This is a genomic window from Mycobacterium sp. ML4 (assembly GCF_054515735.1).
The window spans coordinates 73,880-93,257 of the sequence record NZ_JBTNSY010000003.1 but is presented as its reverse complement, the minus strand read 5'-3'; the positions used below and the strand labels follow the sequence as shown (position 1 = coordinate 93,257).

The 19,378-nt window shown below is 66.5% G+C and carries 18 protein-coding genes; 5 read left to right on the top strand and 13 right to left on the bottom strand.

From position 1 onward, the window contains the following. Positions 1-7: 7 nt before the first annotated feature. From ACX9NE_RS04275 to ACX9NE_RS04255, 5 genes are read left to right on the top strand one after another with little or no spacing between them, the layout of a single operon-like run. Positions 8-955 (top strand): DUF4129 domain-containing protein, encoded by a 948-nt coding sequence (locus tag ACX9NE_RS04275; protein WP_459360456.1) that lies wholly within the window; start codon positions 8-10, stop codon positions 953-955. After that, positions 952-1,434 carry a hypothetical protein gene (locus ACX9NE_RS04270; RefSeq protein ID WP_459360455.1) on the top strand — a complete coding sequence of 161 codons (483 nt, stop codon included), beginning with the start codon at positions 952-954 and terminating at the stop codon, positions 1,432-1,434. The genes ACX9NE_RS04275 and ACX9NE_RS04270 overlap by 4 nt, the downstream gene beginning before the upstream one ends. A 13-nt stretch (positions 1,435-1,447) precedes the next feature. Continuing rightward, positions 1,448-2,428, top strand: coding sequence for an AAA family ATPase (locus ACX9NE_RS04265; protein WP_459360454.1), 981 nt, complete (start codon positions 1,448-1,450; stop codon positions 2,426-2,428). Beyond that, a complete protein-coding gene (locus ACX9NE_RS04260; RefSeq protein ID WP_459360453.1) occupies positions 2,425-3,687 on the top strand; it encodes a DUF58 domain-containing protein in 1,263 nt (420 codons plus the stop codon). Before ACX9NE_RS04265 ends, ACX9NE_RS04260 begins: the two co-directional genes overlap by 4 nt. Before the next feature lies 1 nt (position 3,688). Continuing rightward, positions 3,689-4,123, top strand: coding sequence for a hypothetical protein (locus tag ACX9NE_RS04255; protein ID WP_459360452.1), 435 nt, complete (start codon positions 3,689-3,691; stop codon positions 4,121-4,123). A 231-nt stretch (positions 4,124-4,354) separates the two neighbouring features. Here the strand turns inward: ACX9NE_RS04255 and nuoN are convergent, their stop codons facing one another. Genes nuoN through ACX9NE_RS04190 form a run of 13 tightly spaced genes read right to left on the bottom strand, consistent with a single transcriptional unit; the run spans position 4,355 to position 19,375 of the window. Further along, on the bottom strand, positions 4,355-5,938 hold the full coding sequence (gene nuoN, locus ACX9NE_RS04250; protein WP_459360451.1) for an NADH-quinone oxidoreductase subunit NuoN: 1,584 nt from the start codon (positions 5,936-5,938) through the stop codon (positions 4,355-4,357). Further along, positions 5,935-7,527, bottom strand: coding sequence for an NADH-quinone oxidoreductase subunit M (locus tag ACX9NE_RS04245; RefSeq protein WP_459360450.1), 1,593 nt, complete (start codon positions 7,525-7,527; stop codon positions 5,935-5,937). The genes nuoN and ACX9NE_RS04245 overlap by 4 nt, the downstream gene beginning before the upstream one ends. Then, entirely contained in the window at positions 7,524-9,413 is a 1,890-nt protein-coding gene (nuoL, locus tag ACX9NE_RS04240) for an NADH-quinone oxidoreductase subunit L (RefSeq protein WP_459360449.1), read from the bottom strand. Before nuoL ends, ACX9NE_RS04245 begins: the two co-directional genes overlap by 4 nt. A gap of 10 nt (positions 9,414-9,423) precedes the next feature. Next, a complete protein-coding gene (gene nuoK / locus ACX9NE_RS04235) occupies positions 9,424-9,723 on the bottom strand; it encodes an NADH-quinone oxidoreductase subunit NuoK (RefSeq protein ID WP_055580875.1) in 300 nt (99 codons plus the stop codon). After that, the gene (locus ACX9NE_RS04230; RefSeq protein WP_459360448.1) at positions 9,720-10,496 is read right to left on the bottom strand and encodes an NADH-quinone oxidoreductase subunit J; all 777 of its coding nucleotides are present in this window, start codon (positions 10,494-10,496) and stop codon (positions 9,720-9,722) included. The genes nuoK and ACX9NE_RS04230 overlap by 4 nt, the downstream gene beginning before the upstream one ends. Next, positions 10,493-11,062, bottom strand: coding sequence for an NADH-quinone oxidoreductase subunit NuoI (gene nuoI / locus ACX9NE_RS04225; protein WP_459360447.1), 570 nt, complete (start codon positions 11,060-11,062; stop codon positions 10,493-10,495). The genes ACX9NE_RS04230 and nuoI overlap by 4 nt, the downstream gene beginning before the upstream one ends. Continuing rightward, entirely contained in the window at positions 11,034-12,293 is a 1,260-nt protein-coding gene (gene nuoH, locus ACX9NE_RS04220) for an NADH-quinone oxidoreductase subunit NuoH (RefSeq protein WP_459360622.1), read from the bottom strand. Before nuoH ends, nuoI begins: the two co-directional genes overlap by 29 nt. 5 nt (positions 12,294-12,298) lie before the next feature. Further along, entirely contained in the window at positions 12,299-14,716 is a 2,418-nt protein-coding gene (locus ACX9NE_RS04215) for an NADH-quinone oxidoreductase subunit G (protein ID WP_459360446.1), read from the bottom strand. A 7-nt stretch (positions 14,717-14,723) separates the two neighbouring features. Then, positions 14,724-16,040 carry an NADH-quinone oxidoreductase subunit NuoF gene (nuoF, locus tag ACX9NE_RS04210; RefSeq protein ID WP_459360445.1) on the bottom strand — a complete coding sequence of 439 codons (1,317 nt, stop codon included), beginning with the start codon at positions 16,038-16,040 and terminating at the stop codon, positions 14,724-14,726. After that, positions 16,037-16,801, bottom strand: a complete 765-nt coding sequence (nuoE, locus tag ACX9NE_RS04205; RefSeq protein WP_459360444.1) for an NADH-quinone oxidoreductase subunit NuoE — start codon at positions 16,799-16,801, stop codon at positions 16,037-16,039. The genes nuoF and nuoE overlap by 4 nt, the downstream gene beginning before the upstream one ends. Next, positions 16,798-18,096 (bottom strand): NADH dehydrogenase (quinone) subunit D, encoded by a 1,299-nt coding sequence (gene nuoD / locus ACX9NE_RS04200; RefSeq protein ID WP_459360443.1) that lies wholly within the window; start codon positions 18,094-18,096, stop codon positions 16,798-16,800. The genes nuoE and nuoD overlap by 4 nt, the downstream gene beginning before the upstream one ends. Next, on the bottom strand, positions 18,096-18,824 hold the full coding sequence (locus ACX9NE_RS04195) for an NADH-quinone oxidoreductase subunit C (RefSeq protein ID WP_459360442.1): 729 nt from the start codon (positions 18,822-18,824) through the stop codon (positions 18,096-18,098). Before ACX9NE_RS04195 ends, nuoD begins: the two co-directional genes overlap by 1 nt. After that, complete coding sequence (locus ACX9NE_RS04190) at positions 18,821-19,375, bottom strand: NuoB/complex I 20 kDa subunit family protein (protein ID WP_459360441.1); 555 nt, start codon at positions 19,373-19,375, stop codon at positions 18,821-18,823. Before ACX9NE_RS04190 ends, ACX9NE_RS04195 begins: the two co-directional genes overlap by 4 nt. Positions 19,376-19,378: the final 3 nt, after the last annotated feature.

Genomic DNA, 19,378 nt, shown 5'->3' with positions numbered 1-19,378 from the left:
CTGACTGATGCTCGACAAGCCCACCGCGCGGGTGGTCGCCTTGATCGCTCTACTGATGCTTGCCGCAACCGCGCTCCGGGGGTACCTGCCCGCCCGCCACGGTTCGCGGCTGGCGGACTCGAGTGCCGACAAGACGGCGCTGCTGTTCCTCGTCGCGGCCATCGCGGCGACGCTGGCATTGCTGGCGTTCGCGATCATCGCCAGATTGCGCGATCCGCGCACGGTCGCACCCAGCGCCGGCGCACTGCCCGACATGCTCGGGGGCGGCAGTGCGCGGCCAACTTGGCGCGTTGTGCTGATCTCGCTCGCAGTGATCGTGGCCTGGCTTCTCGTCGCGATACTGGTATCCCGGCTTTTCACCCCGTCTCAGATAAGTCTCGATGCGCCGCAACCCAGTTCGAGCCCGAAGCCCGTGCCCGGGGGCGGCGAGGCGCAGCCCGGACAAACTCCGCGGCACAAGGACACTCCGGACGTGCTCGGATCGCTGCTGGCCTTCGTGCCGGTACTGCTGATGTTGTTCTTGGGTGGCTTCGTCGCGTCGCGGCGTCGCCGGCCGGTGGCGACACCGCCGGTGGTCAACGATTTCACCGGCCCCGCGCCGCCGGAAGTCGCCGCGGAGTCACTGGTGCGTGCCGCGGAAGTCGGGCTGGCTGAGATGACGGATCTCAGCCGCGAACCCCGGGAGGCGATCATCGCCTGCTACGTGGCGATGGAACGTGAACTGGCCAACGTGCCCGGCGCCGTGCCGCAGGAATTCGACACTCCCACCGAGGTGCTCGCCCGCGCGGTCGAACAGGGGGCGCTGCGCGCCGACAACGCCGTCCAATTGGTCAACCTGTTCGAGGAGGCTCGGTTCAGCCCGCACGTGATGGACGAGGGGCACCGCGAGACAGCGGTGCGGGTGCTCGAACTGGTTCTCGGCGAAATCGCCCCGCGATCCCGCAGGTCCGTATGAAAAAGCTTATCGCACTTGGAGTCTGCTTGATTGTGGGCATCGAAGTGATGGCCCTGATACTGCAGGACCGCAGATTCGTGCTCATCGGTGCCGGGGTGGCCCTGACGCTGGTGTTGCTCAATGTCCGCCGCTTGCTTGGTCATCCGAGTGAACCAGAAGTGCAAGCCGACTTCGATGACCTCGGTGATGCCCTGCGTCGCTGGCTGTCCAACACCGAGACGACGATCCGCTGGTCGGACTCCACCCGCGCGGACTGGGACCGTCACCTGCGCCCGATGCTGGCTCGGCGTTTCGAACTCACCACCGGGCAACGGCAGGCCAAAGATCCGGCGGCGTTCCGGGCGACCGGTGAGATGCTTTTCGGCGCTCAGTTGTGGGAATGGGTTAATCCGAACAATGTCGGGCATGCCGATGCCGGCCAACCGGGACCGGGCCGCGCGGCGCTCGAAGAGATTCTGCGTAGGTTGGAGAAGGTATGACGATGGAGCAACGATGACCACCCCGGCGGCCCTGCCAATCGGCACCACCACTGCCCAGTGCGAGGCGGTGCTCGACGAGATCGAGCGCCTCGTCGTGGGCAAGCGCTCGGCGCTGACCTTGATCCTCACCGCCCTGCTGGCGCGCGGGCACGTCCTGATCGAAGACCTTCCCGGGCTGGGTAAGACGCTGATCGCCCGATCGTTTGCCTCTGCGCTGGGGCTGGAGTTCACCAGAGTGCAGTTCACACCGGATCTGTTGCCGGCCGATCTGCTCGGGTCGACCATTTACGACATGCAGTCCGGCCGTTTCGAATTCCGCCGCGGACCGATCTTCACCAATCTGTTGCTCGGCGACGAGATCAACCGAACGCCCCCGAAGACGCAGGCGGCGCTGCTGGAGGCGATGGCCGAGGGCCAGGTGAGTATCGACGGCCAAACACACAAGCTGCCCACACCTTTCATCGTCTTGGCCACCGACAATCCGATCGAGTATGAAGGCACCTATCCGTTGCCGGAGGCCCAGCTGGACCGGTTCGCCATCCGGCTGGAACTGCGTTATCTCTCCGAACAGGATGAGGCGGCGATGCTGCGTCGGCGGCTGGACCGGGGATCGGTGGAGCCGACGGTCAATCAGGTTGTCGACGCGACCGACCTGCTCGCCATGCGCGAATCGGTCGAGCAGGTGACCGTGCATCAGGACGTCCTGCAGTACGTGGTGTCGCTGGCCACCGCGACCCGGCACCATCCGCAGGTCGCGGTCGGCGCGAGTCCGCGTGCCGAACTCGATCTGGTTCAACTCGCGCGCGCCCGGGCTCTGCTCCTGGGCCGCGACTACGTCATCCCGGAGGACGTGAAGGCGCTCGCCGTCCCGGCCGTCGCTCACCGGATCACGCTGCGCCCGGAGATGTGGGTGCGCAAGATTCAGGGCGCCGACGTCGTCGGCGAACTGTTGCGGCGACTACCCGTCCCGCGAGCCGATCGCGGCAACGCGTGATCCAGCATCGCGAAGTCGAGTTCCATTGGCGCGCATCGCAGTTGACGCTTGCCATTGCCACCTGCGCCGGCGTGGCACTGGTCGCGGCGGTCATCGGCGGGCGCTGGCAGCTGATCGCGTTCGCCGCACCCCTGCTCGGCGTGCTGTGCTCGCTCAATTGGCAATCTCCGGCGCCGACGGTGCAGGTACACGCGGAGCCCGATGCGCAACGATGCTTCGAGAACGAAGAAGCCCGGGTACGGGTATGGGCCACTGCGGAATCCGGCGATGCCGACATCGATCTCACCCTGACAGCGGCCGACGGGATGGAACTGGCGGCCGCCGAAACCCAGGCGCAATCGAAAACGGTTGTGGCCAAGGCGAAGCGGTGGGGCCGTTACCACGTCCGGGCCCGCGTCGACGTCCTTGCGCGTGGTGGCCTGCTCAGGGGAACCGGAACCGTCGATGCCGCCGACGTGATCGTGTTTCCGCTGACGCCGCCGCAGTCGACCTCCATACCGCAAACCGAGCTGCTCGACCGGCTGGGAGCGCATCTGACCCGGCACATCGGGCCCGGCGTGGAATATGCCGACATCCGTCTCTACGTGCCGGGAGATCAGCTGCGGGCGGTCAACTGGGCGGTCAGCGCGCGGCGCGGCCGACTGCACGTGACGCAGCGGCTGACCGACCGCGCAGCAGACGTGGTAGTGCTGATCGACACGTATCGTCAGCCGGCGGGACCAGCGACCGAGGCCACCGAACGGGTCGTGCGGGGTGCCGCCCAGGTGGTGCAGACCGCCCTGCGCAACGGCGACCGCGCCGGCATCGTCGCCCTGGGCGGCAATCGTCCGCGCTGGCTCGGCGCCGACATCGGGCAACGCCAGTTCTATCGCGTTCTGGACACCGTCCTGGATGCCGGGGAGCGGTTCGAAACCACCACGGGCACCTTGGCCCCCCGCGCGGCGGTTCCGTCGGGAGCGATCATCTTCGCCTTTTCGACGCTACTCGACACCGAATTCGCTTTGGCGCTCATCGATTTGCGTCGGCGCGGCCACGTCGTGGTGGCCGTCGACGTGCTGGACAGCTCGCCGTTCGAGGGTGAACAGGACCCACTGGTGGTCAAGATGTGGATGTTGCAACGCTCGGCGATGTACCGGGATATGGCGACCGTCGGCGTAGACGTGTTGTCCTGGCCGTCGGACCACACGCTCGAGCAGTCGATGGGCGCACTGCCCGACCGCCGGCGGCGGGTCCGGGGACGGCTCGGAGCCAAACGCTGACATGATCGCCGCCTCCGGTATCCGCGTCTTCTCGGTCCTGTTCGGTCTGCTGATGGTGGCCGCGGCCGCCGTGGGAACCCATGGACTGCCGCTGCTGGCCGGTGCCGCAGCCGGCCTGGCCGTTGGCCTCGGGACCGTACTGCGTTCTGCGGCAACGCTTGCTGTGCTGTTGACGGTAATGGTCATCGTGGCTTCGGATACCTCGCACGTACTCGCCGCGCTCTCGGGACTGTGCGCGGCGGCTTACCTGGTATGCCGGCACGCGGCCGGGCAAGCCTCGGCGGAGAACTGGCCGACGATCGTCGCCGCTGTCGGGTTCACCTTCGTCGGGTTGGTGGCGACGTCATTTTCGCTGCAGGTGCCTTGGTTGCCGTTGGTCGCTCCACTTGCCGTCATGGCGATCTACATCCTGGCGACTCGTCCATTTCTGAATTGAGCCGGCAACTCTGGTGGCTCGCTGCTCAGCGGCGCCAACACCGGCCGGTGGAACGCCGGCAACCTCGATGTGGGTATCCCCGATGTCGGCGCCTTCAACATCGGCATTGCGAGCTCAGCCGGCAACGCCGTGAGCACCGCCACGCCAGGCGTGGCGAATTCAGGTCACAAGAGCTCGGCGCCTTCAACACACCGAACAACACCGCAAGGCTTCGCGGACTTCTGAGCAGACTTACTGCACGAACGTCGCCGCGCGCTCGGCCAGGTCGAGCACCGGTTGCGGGAAGATGCCCAACACCACGGTCACCAACGCGCACACGGCGATTGCGGCCTTACTCAGCACCCCGGGCTCCATCACGTGGGGTGTGTCGTCGGTGGTCTCGGTGAAGAACATCGACACGATTACCCGGACGTAGAAGTATGCGGCCACGCCGCTGGATATCACACCGATCACCACCAGCGGCACGGCGCCGCCCTGGGCGGCGGCCTTGAATACCGCGAACTTGCTGATGAACCCGCTCGTCAGCGGAATACCCGCGAACGCCAGCAGAAACATCGAGAGCATCACGCCCACAATGGGGGAGCGCTGGCCCAGACCGGCCCAGTGCGACAGGTCGGCGTCCTCGACGTCACTGGAATCGGGGCCGGAATTGCGGACCAGTCCCACGATCGCGAATGCACCCACCGTGCTGAAGCTGTAGGCGACCAGGTAGAACAAGGTGCCCGACAGGCCCGCGGAGTTGTCGGCGATGACGCCGGTGAGGATGAAGCCCACGTGCGCTACCGACGAATAGGCAAGCATCCGTTTGACATTGGTCTGGTTCACCGCGGTGACGGTGCCCACGGTCATGGTCAGGATCGAGATGGCCCACAGCACCGGACGCCAGTCGTGGTGTAACGGCGGCAGCGCCACGTACACCACGCGCAACAACGCGCCGAACGCCGCAACCTTGGTGGCCGCAGCCATGAAACCGGTGATGGGGGTCGGTGCTCCCTGATATACGTCGGGGATCCACGAATGGAACGGCACCGCACCAACTTTGAACAGCAAGCCAACCGACAGCAGTGCGACGCCGACCAGCGCCATGGAGGTATCGCTGCCCGCTGCGAGCGAATCGCGGATCCCGGTGAGGGTCAGCGTGCCGGTCGCGCCGTAGAGCAACGCCACCCCGTAGAGGAAGAACGCCGACGAAAACGCGCCCAGCAGGAAGTATTTCAGCGCCGATTCCTGCGACACCAGCCTGCGGTGCCGCGCCAGCCCGCACATCAGGTACAGCGGCAGCGACAGGACTTCCAGCGCGACGAACATGGTCAGCAGGTCGTCGGACGCGGGGAACACCATCATGCCGCCGACCGAGAGTGTCAGCAGCGGGAAAAGCTCCGTCTGAGCGATGCCGGCACGTTCGGCTTCCTGCTCGGTGTCGCTACCCGGTACCGCGGACGCTTGGGGCGTAAAGGAATCCAGCCCCGCGAACACCTTCTGTTTCTGCGGGACGGATCGCTGGCTGCGCTCAGCGACGAAAATCACCGCCAGCACCGAGACCAGAATGATGGTGCCTTGCAGGAACAAGGTCGGCCGGTCCACCGCCACCGCCCCGAGCACGGTTCGGCGCCCCTCGGCCGGGACCGACTTCGCCACCGCGACAACGGCGACGAACGCCGCGACCAGCCCGGTGAGGGTCAGCACCACTTGCGCGCCGTACCGGAGCCGGCGCGGCAGGAATGCCTCGACCAGGACGCCGAGCACCGCGATGCCGAAAACGATGAACATCGGGGACAGCAGGAAGTACTCGATGCTGGGGCTGGGCAGCGTCATTGGTGCGGTCCTTCGGCTTTGCGGGGGAAGGCAGCCATCGGTCCGCGAATAGGCACAGTGGGTGCGGGATCATGCTGGCCGATGGTGGTCATGGTGTTCTCCACTGCCGGGTTGATGATGTCCAGCACCGGCTTGGGATACACACCGAGGACGAACAGCAGGGCGAGCAGCGGTGCGACGACGATCATCTCGCGGCCCATCAGATCGCGAATCTTCTCGTTCCCCGTGGCGACGGGCCCGGTCATCACCCGCTGGTAGAGCCACAGCATGTAGATGGCGGCCAGCACCAGCGCGGTCACCCCGAATGCCGCCGCCACCCAGTAGCGGTTGAAAGTGCCCAGCAGCACCAGGAATTCGCTGACGAACGGTGCCAGCCCGGGAAGCGAGAGGGTGGCCATGCACGAGACGAGGAAGGTGCCCGCCAGGATCGGGGCCACCTTCTGCACGCCGCCGTAATCGGCGATGTTGCGGCTGCCCCCGCGGGAGACGAGGAAACCCGCGATCAGGAACACCGCCGCGGTCGAGATGCCGTGGTTGAGCATGTACAGCGTCGATCCGCTCTGTCCCTGGGTGGTCATCACGAAGATGCCGGCGATGATGAACCCGAAGTGCGAGATCGAGGTGTAGGCGATCAGGCGCATCATGTCGGTCTGGCCGATCGCCACGATGGCACCGTAGATCACCCCGATGATGGCCAGTGTCACGATTACCGGACGGAAATACGCTGAGGCGTCCGGAAACAGCTGCAGACAGTAACGCAGCATGCCGAAGGTGCCCACCTTGTCCATCACCGCGGTGATCAGCACCGCGGTCGCCGGGGTGGACTCGACCGCGGCATCGGGCAGCCAGCGGTGCAGTGGCCACAGCGGCGCCTTGATGGCGAACGCGAACATGAATCCGAGGAAGATGGCCTTGAACACCGCCGGGTCGACACCGCCGTAGCGGCCGGCTTTGACGTCGTTCACGATCCGGACGAAGTCGAAGGTGCCGCCGCCGTGCTGGCTGGTCACCACGTACAGTCCGATCACCGCGGCTAGCATGATCAACCCGCCGAACAGGTTGTACAGCAGGAACTTCACGGCGGCCCGCGAGCGCTCGCGGCCCTGCCCGAAACCGCCGATCAGGAAGTACATCGGGATGAGCATGGCCTCGAAGAAGACGTAGAACAGCAGCACGTCCAGGGCGATCACCGAGATCAGCACCATCGACTCGATGGCCAGCGTCAGCGCGATGTAGGCGTGCACCCCGCGGGGGTTGGTCTTGTTGGCGTCGTTCCAGCCGGCGACCAGCAGCAGCGGGATCAGGATGGTCGTCAACACCACCAGGATCAGCGCGATCCCGTCCACACCCAAGGAGTAGCCGGCCCCGAAAGCCGGTATCCAGGTGCGGGTTTCGACGAACTGGTAGGCCTCACCCCCGGGCTTGAACCCGACCGCGACGACGAGGGACACCGCGAGCGTCGCGAGGGCGACCAGCAACCCGGTCCATTTGGCGGCCTGGCGCAGGCTCGGCGGCAACAGGATGACGAGCACGGCACCGGCCAGCGGCACCAGCCACAGCACGCTCAGCCAAGGGATGTTGTTGGTCACCACAGGTTCACCACCAACAGTGCGCCGGCCACCAGGGCCGCACCCGCCAGCATCGACAACGCGTAATTGCGGGCGAAGCCGGTCTGGAAGCCTCGCAACCGGTTCGACGTCCGCCCCACCAGGGCGGCCAGTCCGTTGACCGAGCCGTCCACACCGGCATTGTCGACCGCGACCAGCCTGTCCGTCAGGTGCGCACCCGGGCGCATGAAGACCTCCTCGTTGAAGGCATCGCCGTACGCGTCGGCGCGTGCAGCCGTCGTCAGCACCGAGACCCGAGCCGGGGCGACCCGCGGGATCTCCGCCCTGCCGCCGTACATCCGGTAGGCCACCGCGATGCCGACGATCACCACGCCCAGGGCCAGCGAGGTGCTCGCCCAGGCGGGCACCGCGTGGGTCGTCTCCTCGTGTACCCCGACGACGGGTTCCAGCCAGTTCTTCAGGGTGCCGCCGATCGAGAACAGGGCACCGGAGAACACCGAGCCGACCGCCAGCAGGATCATCGGCCACGTCATCAGTGCCGGCGCCTCGTGCGGATGCGAGATTGGCGCCCAGCGCTTCTTACCGAAGAAGGTCATGAGCATGACGCGGGTCATGTAGAAGGCCGTGATGCCGGCGCCCAGCAGCGCCGTCCCACCCAGCACATAGCCGCGGGTGCCACCGGCGCCCAACGCCGCTTCGATGATCGCGTCCTTGGAGAAGAAACCCGCGAACGGGGGCACCCCGATGATCGCCAGATAGCCCAGACCGAACGTGACGAAGGTGATCGGCAGGGCCTTGCGCAGGCCGCCGTAGCGGCGCATGTCCTGCTCCTCGTGCATGGCGTGAATGATCGACCCGGATCCGAGGAACAGGCCGGCTTTGAAAAATCCGTGGGTCAGCAGGTGCATGATCGCGAACGCGTACCCGGCCGGGCCGAGCCCGGCGGCCAGCACCATGTAGCCGATCTGGCTCATCGTCGAGGCGGCCAGCGCACGCTTGATGTCGTCCTTGGCGCAGCCGATGAACGCCCCCAGCATCAGGGTCACGGCGCCGACGATCACCACGCCCAGTTGAGCGCCGGGCGCCAGGTTGAACACCGGGTTGGACCGCACGATCAGGTAAACCCCGGCGGTCACCATGGTGGCCGCGTGGATCAGTGCAGACACCGGGGTGGGGCCCTCCATCGCGTCGCCCAACCAGGCCTGCAGTGGCACCTGCGCGGACTTGGCGCATGCGCCCAACAGCAGCAGCAAGCCCATCACGTTCAGCACGCCCTGGCTGGCCGCGGGTGCCCCGGCGAACACGCCGCTGTAGGACACCGTGCCGAACGTGGCGAACATCAGGAACATCGCCAGCGCCAGGCCGGCGTCGCCGACCCGGTTCATCACGAACGCCTTCTTGGCGGCCGTCGCCGCCGACGGCTTGTGGTACCAGAAGCCGATCAGCAGGTAGGACGCCAGGCCGACGCCCTCCCACCCGACGTAGAGCAGCACATAGTTGTCGGCGATCACCAGCAGCAGCATCGAGGCCAGGAACAGGTTGAGGTAGCCGAAAAACCTTCTGCGGTCTTCATCTTCGGCCATGTAGGCGATCGAATAGATGTGGATCAGCGAACCTACGCCGGAGATGAGGAGGATGAAGCACATCGAGAGCTGATCGATCTGCAGGCCGAAGTCGACCTGCAACTGGCCCACCGGCATCCAGGTGAACACCTTCTGGTGGATGACCCGGTCGTCGGCGCTGCGGCCGAGCAGGTCAGCCAGCAACATCGCGCCGACGCCGAAGGCGGCCAGGGCGGCCAGCGTGCCCAGCCAGTGGCCCCACGCATCGGTGCGTCGACCGCCGAACAGCAGGATCACAGCACCCGCCAGCGGCAGTGCCACCAGCAGCCAGGTGTAGTCAATCATGTTGGCGTTCTCAGCCTTTGAGTAGATTCGCGTCGTCGACCGACGCCGATTTGCGGGCACGGAAAATCGTCATGATGATGGCCAGGCCGATCACGACCTCGCAGGCCGCCACCACCATCGTGAAAAACGCGATCATCTGTCCGTCGAGCTTGCCGTGCATGCGCGCGAACGTGACGAACGCCAGGTTGACGGCGTTGAGCATCAACTCGACACACATGAACATGACGATCGCGTTGCGGCGCAGCAGCACCCCGGAAGCCCCGATGGTGAACAGCAACGCCGAAAGATAAAGGTAGTTGGCCGGATTCACGAGGCACCGCCCTTCACGGACTCCGCCGAAGGTGTCTGCAGCCCGTCAGCCCCGCGGGCCCGCAGGACCTTGGAGACCGACAAGTCCGAGTACGAGCCGTCGGGAAGCAGTGCGGCCACGTCCACGGCGTTGTGCCGTGCGTAGACCCCCGGGTTGGGTAGCGGAGTGGGATGACCGCCGGGACGGAAGCGCTCCTCGGAGAGTTCGCGCTGGGTCTTGCGCCGCTCGAACCGCTCTCGGTGCGCCAGGATCATCGCTCCCACCGCGGCGGTGATGAGCAGCGCGCTGGTCAACTCGAAGGCCCACAGGTAGCGCGAGAAAATCAGTGCCGCAAGGCCTTCGACGTTGCCGTTGGCGTTGGCAGCGGCCAGCCCGGAGAAGCCGCCGGTCGTCACGTTGCCGATGCCGGCGATCAGCGCGACGCCGAACCCGATACCGGTGACCACCGCGGCGACCCGCTGCCCGCGCAGGGTTTCTTTCAGCGATTCCGCGGTGTCCACGCCGATCAGCATCAGCACGAACAGGAACAGCATCATCACCGCACCGGTGTAGACCACCACCTGCACCACACCCAGGAACAGGGCGTCCTGCGCCATGTAGAAGACCGCCAGGATGAGCATCGTCATCGCCAGGTACATGGCCGAGTACACGGCGTTGACCGCCAGCACCACCCCCAGTGCGCCGATCACCGCCAGCGTTCCCAGCACCCAGAACATCACCGCTTCGCCGGTGGAGGTGCGGGTCAACGTGTCCGCCGCCAGCGTCGTGATCATCGGGTGTCCTGACTTTCGCGCAGGCCGTCGGCCGTCACGTTGCCCAGGTAGTAGTCCTTGTCGGTGGCGCCTTCGGCGCGCGGATGCGGCGGTTGGGTCATCCCGGGCAGCAGCGGCGCCAGCAGCCGGTCCTTCTCATAGATCAGGTCCGCGCGGTTGTCGTCGGCCAGCTCGTAATCGTTGGTCATCGTCAACGCGCGGGTGGGGCAGGCCTCGATGCACAGTCCGCAGCCGATGCAGCGCAGATAGTTGATCTGGTAGACCCGGCCGTAGCGTTCACCGGGGGAGTACCGGGCCTCTTCGGTGTTGTCCGCGCCTTCGACGTAGATCGCGTCGGCCGGGCAGGACCAGGCGCACAACTCGCAGCCGATGCACTTTTCCAGCCCGTCGGGATACCGGTTGAGCTGGTGACGGCCGTGGTAGCGCGGCGCCACCGGACCGGGCTTCTCCGGATACCCCTCGGTGATGTTCTTCTTGAACATCGACCCGAAGGTCACGCCGAACCCGGCGACGGGATCTAACAGGCGCCTGAAAATGTTAGCCACGTGCGTTCTCCTTGCTCGCACCTACCGGCTGCTCGAGTGTTTTGAACGGCAGCGGTGGTGTCGGGAATGCCGGTTGCGCTGCGGCAACGCTGTCTGCGTAGAGCTGCTGCTTGCGTCGTTTGCGGGGGATGGGTGCGCTGAACGGTTTTCGCAGCACGGCGATCAGCGCCACCGCGAAGACGAGGCTGCACACCACCAGCAGCGTGGTCCAGTGCGCATAGCCCTGGTTGCGCAGCGTGCGAATGACCGCCGCGATCATGATCCAGACCAGCGAGACCGGGATCAGCAGCTTCCATCCCAGCGACATGAATTGGTCGTAGCGGAACCGGGGCAGGCTGGCGCGCAGCCAGAAATAGATGAACAGGAAGGTCCACATCTTGGCGGTGAACCAGAGCACCGGCCACCAGCCGTGGTTGGCCCCCTCCCACATGTTCAGCGGCCACGGGGCGTGCCAGCCGCCGAAGAACATGGCGGTGGCCAGTGAGGACACCGTCATCATGTTGATGTACTCGGCCAGCATGAAGATCGCGAACTTCAGCGACGAGTACTCGGTGTGGAAACCGGCGACCAGTTCGCCCTCGGCTTCGGGCAGATCGAATGGCGCCCGGTTGGTTTCACCGACCATCGAGATGAGGTAGATCACGAACGACGGCAGCAGCAGGAATACATACCAGACCCGATCCTGGGCGGCCACGATCTGCGACGTCGACATGGTGCCGGCGAACAGGAACACCGCGGCGAACGACAAGCCCATCGCCACCTCGTAGGAGATGACCTGCGCCGTCGAGCGCACGCCACCCAGCAGGGGATAGGTGGATCCCGACGCCCAACCGCCCAGGACGATGCCGTACACGCCGATGGCCGACAGGCCCAGGATGAACAGCACCGCCACCGGGAGATCGGTCAGCTGCAAGGGTGTCCAGTGACCGAAGACCGACACTTCGGGTCCGAACGGGATGAACGCGAACGCGGTGAACGCGGGGATCGCCGAGATGGCCGGCGCCGCGAAGTACACGAACCAGTCGATGCCCTTGGGGGTGATGCTCTCCTTGAGCGCCAGCTTGATGCCGTCGGCGAGGCTCTGCAGCGTGCCCCAGGGGCCCGCGCGGTTGGGGCCGGGCCGCAACTGCATCCAGCCGAGGATTTTGCGCTCGGCCAGGATCGCCACCAGCACGTTGAGCATCAGGAACACGAAGATGGCCAGCGCCTTCCCCAGCACAAGCCACCACGGGTCGTGTCCGAAGGCGGTCAACCCGTTCATGCCTGCACCCCAACTTTCACGATCGCGCCGAGCGTCACGCCGAGTTGCCGATGCACCGCCGAGCCCGGTGAGTTGAGCGGCAGCCACACCACCCGGTCCGGCATGTCGGTCACGTTGAGCGGCAGGGTGATTGCGCCACGCTGTGTGCTGACGGTGACCGGCTCACCGTCGGTGGCGCCGATCTCGGCCGCGGTGTCGCCCGACAGCCGCGCCACCGGGGTGCGGGCGGTGCCCGCCAGGTGCGGTTCACCGTCCTGTCCGCGGCCGGAGTCCAGCAGCAACCGCCAGCCGGTCAGGACCGCTTCGCCCTTGCCGGGCCGGGCAGCCGGCGCGGCGTCTACTGCGGGGATGCCCGGATGCTTGCCGTCCCAGGTGCCAAGCTCCGCCAGTTCCTCACGCGCGGACTCGACGGTCGAGCAGTTCAGCTGGATACCCAGCTCGTCGGCCAGCGTGTCGAGCACGCGGTGATCGGATTGACTCGCTTGCTGCATGCTGCCCGTGATGGCCGGTTCGAAACCGCGGTAGCGGCCCTCCCAGTTGACGAAGGCACCGGCCTTCTGCGTGGTCGGTGCCACCGGGAACACCACGTCCGCCCGCTGCGTGACCGCACTGTGCCGCAACTCCAGGCTGACGACGAACGGCGCCGCGTCCAGGGCGGCCAGCACCGCGTCCGGGTCGGCGAAGTCGCCGGGCTCGATGCCGCCGACCAGCAGCGCGCCCAGACTGCCGTCGGTGGCGGCGGCCAGAATGCCGTCGGTGTCCCGTCCGGGCGCCGCAGGCAGGTCATCGACGTGCCAGGCGGCCGCGACCTGTGACCGGGCCGCGTCGTCGGCGACCGGACGGCCGCCGGGCAACAAAGCAGGCAGCGCTCCGGCTTCCAGCGCGCCGCGCTCCCCGGCCCGCCGCGGCACCCAGGCCAGCCGGGCTCCGGTTGCGTCGGCCAACCGGGCTGCGGCGGACAAACCGCCGGGCACCGCGGCCAGCCGCTCGCCGACCATGATCACCGCACCGGGCGTGCTGAGCAGGTCGCCCACTTCGCCCGTGGCCAGCCCGTCCAGCACGGCGGGCTCGGCGCCGGGCGCCGTCTGCAGCAACCGGCCCGACATCTTGTCCAGCGCGCGAGTGGCGAACGGGGCGACCGCGTACACCGGCACGTGGTTCTTGCGTGCCGCCTTGCGCAGCCGCAGGAACACGATCGGCGATTCTTCCTCCGGCTCGAATCCGACCAGCAGCACCACCGGCGCCGATTCCAGGTCGGCGTAGCTCACGCTCACCGGCCGGCCGGCAATGCGGGCCGTCAGGAAGTCGGCCTCCTCGGCCGACAGCGGGCGGGCGCGGAAGTCGATGTCGTTGGTGTTCAACACGATTCGCGCGAACTTGGCGTAGGCGTAGGCGTCTTCCCAAGTGACCCGGCCGCCGACCAGGACGCCGGTGCGGCCGCGGGCCGCCTCCAGCCCCTGTGTCGCGGCCACGATCGCGTGCGCCCATGACGCCGGCACCAGTTCGCCGTTGGCATCCCGGATCAGCGGCGTGGTGAGCGCGTCGGGCTGGGTGGCGTAGGTGAACGCCCACCGGCCCTTGTCGCAGTTCCATTCCTCGTTGACTTCCGGGTCGTCGCCGGCAAGGCGGCGAGTCACCTTGCCGCGGCGGTGGTCGGTGCGCTGCGCACAGCCGGACGCACAGTGCTCGCACACGCTGGGGCTGGACACCAGATCGAACGGGCGGGCCCGGAACCGGTAGGACATCCCGGTCAGCGCGCCCACCGGGCAGACCTGAACCGTGTTGCCGGAGAAATATGAGTCGAACGGTTCGTTGGCGTAGATGCCGACCTGTTGCAGGGCGCCGCGCTCCTGCATGTCGATGAACGGGTCACCGGCGATCTGGTTGGAGAATCGGGTACAGCGCGCGCACAGGATGCAGCGCTCCCGGTCCAGCAGCACCTGCGAGGAGATGTTGATCGGTTTGGCGAACGTGCGCTTGACGTCGGTGAAGCGAGATTCCGCGCGCCCGTTGGACATTGCCTGGTTCTGCAGCGGGCACTCACCGCCCTTGTCGCACATCGGGCAGTCCAGCGGGTGGTTGATCAGCAGCAGTTCCATCACGCCGTGCTGGGCCTTGTCGGCGGCCGGGGAGGTGAGCTGGGTACGCACGACCATGTCGTCGGTGCACACCGTGGTGCACGAGGCCAGCGGCTTGCGCTGGCCTTCGACCTCCACCAGGCACTGCCGGCAGGCGCCGACCGGGTCGAGCAGCGGATGGTCGCAGAACCGGGGGATTTGAATGCCCATCAGCTCGGCAGCGCGAATGACCAATGTTCCCTTCGGAACGCTGATCTCGGCCCCGTCGATGGTCAGCGTCACCATATCCGGCGGCTTGACCTCATCACCGGTATCCGTCTTGGCCGCACTTGTCATTGCAGCGTCAGGCCTTTCCGTTCAACGACAACATGGAGTCTTTGGGGTCGAAGGGACAGCCACCGGTCTCGACGTGGGCGATGTATTCGTCGCGGAAGTGCTGGATCGACGACATCACCGGGCTGGCCGCACCATCTCCTAACGCGCAGAACGACTTTCCGAGGATCGCATCGGAGATGTCCAGCAGTTTGTCGAGGTCTTCGCGGGTGCCCCGGCCGTTTTCCAGGCGGGCGTAGATCTTGTCCAGCCAGAAGGTGCCCTCGCGGCAGGGCGTGCATTTCCCGCAGGATTCGTGGGCGTAGAACTCGGTCCAGCGGCGCACCGCGCGTACCACGCAGGTGGTTTCGTCGAAGATCTCCAACGCCTTGGTGCCGAGCATGGAACCCGCCGCGCCAACGCCCTCATAGTCCAGCGGCACGTCGAGGTGCTCGTCGGTCAGCAGCGGAGTCGAGGACCCGCCCGGCGTCCAGAACTTCAGCCGGTGCCCGGCCCGGACTCCGCCGGCGTAATCGAGCAACTCGCGCAACGTGATACCCAGCGGGGCTTCGTATTGGCCGGGGCGGGTGACGTGTCCGGACAACGAATAGAGCGTGAAGCCAGGCGATTTCTCGCTGCCCATCGAGCGGAACCAGTCGACACCGTTGAGGATGATGGACGGGACGCTGGCGATGGTCTCGACGTTGTTGATCACGGTGGGGCAGCCGTAGAGGCCGGCGACCGCGGGGAACGGTGGCCGCAGCCGCGGCTGGCCACGGCGGCCTTCCAGCGAGTCGAGCAGCGCGGTCTCCTCGCCGCAGATGTAGGCACCGGCCCCGGCGTGTACCACCAACTCCAGGTCGAACCCGGAGCCGCCGATGTCGCGGCCCAGGTAGCCGGCGGCGTACGCCTCTGTCACCGCGTTCTGCAGGCGGCGCAGCACGGGCACCACTTCACCGCGTACGTAGATGAAGGCGTGGCTGGCGCGGATCGCGTAGGAGGCGATGATGACGCCTTCGACGAGCACGTGCGGGGTGGCCAGCATCAACGGAATGTCTTTGCAGGTACCCGGTTCGGATTCGTCGGCGTTGACCACCAGGTAATGCGGCTTGGCCGCGGGTCCTCTGTCGCCCTGCGGGATGAACGACCACTTGGTCCCGGTGGAGAAGCCCGCACCGCCGCGCCCGCGCAGACCGGAGTCCTTGACCATGGCGATCACGTCGTCGGGAGCCATCGCCAGGGCTTTCTTCATGGCCTGATAACCGTCGTGGCGTTGGTAGGTCGCCAGCGACCAGGACTCGGGGTCATCCCAGTACCGGCTGATAACCGGCGTCAAAGGTGTTGTCATGCTTGGTCTTCCGGGCCAGGGGGAGCTTGCATGTCGTTCTCCTGAGCCACCCGCAGCCCGGCCAGCGTGGCCGCGCCGGCGCCGCCCTGGCCCTCGTCGGGTCGCTCATCGCGGAGCCCGGCCAGGATGCGCGACGTCTCGCGAAACTTGCACAACGGTGCGCCACGGGTGGGTGCCACCGGCTTGCCGGTGCGCAGGGAGTCAACGAGCTCGCGGGCGGAATCGATGGTCTGGTTGTCGTAGAACTCCCAGTTGACCATCACCACCGGCGCGAAGTCGCAGGCCGCGTTGCACTCGATGTGCTGCAGCGTGACGGTGCCGTCGTCGGTGGTCTCGTCATTGCCGACGCCCAGGTGCTCCTTGAGGTCGGAAAAGATCGCGTCACCGCCCATCACCGCGCACAGCGTGTTGGTGCAGACGCCGACCAGGTAATCGCCGGTGGGCCCGCGCCGGTACATGGTGTAGAAGCTGGCCACCGCCGAGACCTCCGCGCCCGTCAGATCCAGCTGCTGAGCGCAGAACTCCATGCCCGCCGGGGTGATGTAGGAGTCCTCGCCCTGGACCAGGTGCAACAACGGCAGCAGCGCAGACCGCTTGCTGGGGTATTTGGCGATGATCTCCTTGGCTTCCACCTCGAGCCGCGCCAGCACGTCGGCCGGATACGACTGCGGCGCACCCTCGACCACGAACTGGCTGGGTTCTTCCGGCGGCGGTCCGAGCCGCAGGAAAACCCGCTCGCCGTTTACCTGGGGCTCACTCATCGGTCCACTCCACCCATCACCGGGTCGATGCTGGCGACCGCGGTGATCAGGTCGGCGACCATGCCGCCCTCGCACATCGCGGCCACCGACTGCAGGTTGGTGAACGATGGATCCCGGTAGTGCACCCGGTAGGGACGGGTGCCGCCGTCGCTGACCATGTGCACGCCGAGTTCGCCGCGCGGTGACTCCACCGCCACGTACACCTGGCCGGCCGGAACGCGGATGCCTTCGGTCACCAGCTTGAAGTGGTGGATGAGGGCTTCCATCGAGCTGCCCATGATCTTGGCGATGTGCTCCGGGGAGTTACCCATGCCGTCCGGGCCCACGGAAAGGTCGGCGGGCCAAGCGATCTTGCGGTCCTCGACCATCGTCGGGCCGGGCTTCAGCTTGTCCAGACACTGCTCCACGATCTTGATCGACTCCCACATCTCGTTGACGCGAATCATGTAGCGGCCGTAGGCATCACAGGTGTCCTCGGTGATCACATCGAAGTCGTAGTCCTGGTATCCGCAATAGGGTTCGCTCTTGCGCAGGTCGTGCGGCAGCCCGGTGGCTCGCAGGATCGGGCCGGTGATGCCCAGCGCCATGCACCCGGTCAGATCCAGGTAGCCGACGTCCTCGGTGCGGGCCTTCCAGATCGCGTTCTCGTTGAGTAGCTCGCCCATCTGGCGCAACGGCACCCGCAGTTCCTTGAGGGCGGCGGCGATGTCGTCGACCCCGTTGGGAGGCAGGTCCTGGGCCAGGCCGCCCGGCCGGATGTAGGCACTGTTCATCCGCAGGCCGGTGATCTTCTCGAAAAGGGTCAGCATGATCTCGCGGCCCCGGAAGCCGACGAACATCGGCGTCATGGCGCCCAGTTCCATGCCGCCGGTGGCCAGCGCGACCAGATGCGACGAGATGCGGTTGAGCTCCATCATCATCACCCGGATGATGTTGACCCGTTCCGGGATCTCCTCGGTGATGCCGAGCAGCTTCTCCACGCCCAGGCAGTAGGCGGTCTCGTTGAAAAACGGTGCCAGGTAATCCATTCGGGTGACGAAGGTGACGCCCTGCGTCCAAAACCGGTATTCGAGATTCTTCTCGATTCCGGTGTGCAGGTAGCCGATTCCGCACCGGGCCTCGGTGACCGTCTCGCCCTCGATCTCGAGGATCAGCCGCAGCACCCCGTGGGTGGACGGGTGCTGAGGTCCCATGTTGACGACGATGCGTTCGCCGGGATCGGCCTTGCGGGCGGCGTCGACGACCTTGTCCCAGTCCTGACCGCCCGCGACCACGAGGGTTTCGGTTGTGCTCATCAGTTATAGCCCCTGCGCTCGTCGGGCGGAGGTATCTGCGCGCCCTTGTATTCCACCGGGATACCGCCCAGCGGGTAGTCCTTGCGTTGCGGGTGTCCGTGCCAGTCGTCGGGCATTTCGATCCGGGTCAGCGACGGGTGGCCGTCGAAGATGATGCCGAAGAAGTCGTAGGTCTCCCGCTCGTGCCAGTCGTTGGTCGGGTACACCCCGAACAGCGACGGGATGTGCGGATCGCTATCGGGCGCAACGACTTCCAGCCGCAGCCGGCGGTTGTGCGTGATCGACTTGAGCGGGTAGACGGCGTGCAGTTCGCGGCCGGTCTCGTCGGGGTAGTGCACCCCGCTGACCCCCAGGCACAACTCGAACCGTAGTTCCGGCTCGTCCCGCAGCCGCTGGGCGACCTGCGGTAGCAGGTCCCTGCGCACGTAGAGGGTCAGCTCGTCGCGGAAGACCACCACCTTCTCGATCGCCTCGTCGAAGGAGAGGCCCCCGCGGTCCAGCGCCTCGGCCAGCCGGTCGGCGATGTCGTCGAAGTAACTGCCGTAGGGGCGTGGGCTTTCGCCGGGCAGCGCGATCTCTCGCACCAGCCGTCCGTAGCCCGAGGTGTCGCCGGTGCCGTGCACGCCGAACATGCCGCGGCGAACGTTGATGACCTCTTGCCCTTCCGGCGGTATGTCCGCACCGGGCGTCAGGGTCGCGCCCTGGGGGTCCTTCTCGGGCGAGCTCATCGAAGCAGTCCGTGCATCTCGATCGTCGGCCTGGCCGCCATGGCCGCCTCTTCGGCCTCGGCGATGGCCGTCTCCCGGTTGACGCCCAGCGGCATTTCCTGAATCTTCTCGTGCAGCTTCAGGATTGCGTACAACAGCATCTCGGGCCGGGGCGGGCAGCCGGGCAGGTAGATGTCCACCGGTACCACGTGGTCGACGCCCTGCACGATCGCGTAGTTGTTGAACATGCCCCCGGACGACGCGCACACGCCCATCGCCAGAACCCATTTCGGCTCGGCCATCTGGTCGTAGATCTGCCGCAGCACCGGCGCCATCTTCTGGCTCACCCGGCCCGCGACGATCATCAGGTCGGCCTGTCGCGGCGTCGCCGAGAACCGCTCCATGCCGAATCTGGCGATGTCAAACCTGGGCCCGGCGGTCGCCATCATCTCGATGGCGCAGCAGGCCAACCCGAACGTCGCCGGCCACAGTGAGTTCTTGCGGACGTAGCCCGCAACCTTCTCGACTGTCGACAGCAGGATCCCGCCGGGTAACTGTTCTTCCAGTCCCACGTC

What these genes read in the sequence shown, in the direction of transcription:
- ACX9NE_RS04275 (WP_459360456.1), top strand. Translation starts at nt 8, where the DNA reads ATGCTCGACAAGCCCACCGCGCGGGTGGTCGCCTTGATCGCTCTACTG.
- nuoE (WP_459360444.1), bottom strand. Translation starts at nt 16,801, where the DNA reads ATGAGTGAGCCCCAGGTAAACGGCGAGCGGGTTTTCCTGCGGCTCGGA.
- nuoL (WP_459360449.1), bottom strand. Translation starts at nt 9,413, where the DNA reads ATGATTGACTACACCTGGCTGCTGGTGGCACTGCCGCTGGCGGGTGCT.
- ACX9NE_RS04255 (WP_459360452.1), top strand. Translation starts at nt 3,689, where the DNA reads ATGATCGCCGCCTCCGGTATCCGCGTCTTCTCGGTCCTGTTCGGTCTG.
- nuoN (WP_459360451.1), bottom strand. Translation starts at nt 5,938, where the DNA reads ATGACGCTGCCCAGCCCCAGCATCGAGTACTTCCTGCTGTCCCCGATG.
- ACX9NE_RS04265 (WP_459360454.1), top strand. Translation starts at nt 1,448, where the DNA reads ATGACCACCCCGGCGGCCCTGCCAATCGGCACCACCACTGCCCAGTGC.
- ACX9NE_RS04230 (WP_459360448.1), bottom strand. Translation starts at nt 10,496, where the DNA reads ATGATCACGACGCTGGCGGCGGACACGTTGACCCGCACCTCCACCGGC.
- ACX9NE_RS04270 (WP_459360455.1), top strand. Translation starts at nt 952, where the DNA reads ATGAAAAAGCTTATCGCACTTGGAGTCTGCTTGATTGTGGGCATCGAA.
- nuoF (WP_459360445.1), bottom strand. Translation starts at nt 16,040, where the DNA reads ATGACAACACCTTTGACGCCGGTTATCAGCCGGTACTGGGATGACCCC.
- ACX9NE_RS04195 (WP_459360442.1), bottom strand. Translation starts at nt 18,824, where the DNA reads ATGAGCTCGCCCGAGAAGGACCCCCAGGGCGCGACCCTGACGCCCGGT.
- ACX9NE_RS04215 (WP_459360446.1), bottom strand. Translation starts at nt 14,716, where the DNA reads ATGACAAGTGCGGCCAAGACGGATACCGGTGATGAGGTCAAGCCGCCG.
- nuoD (WP_459360443.1), bottom strand. Translation starts at nt 18,096, where the DNA reads ATGAGCACAACCGAAACCCTCGTGGTCGCGGGCGGTCAGGACTGGGAC.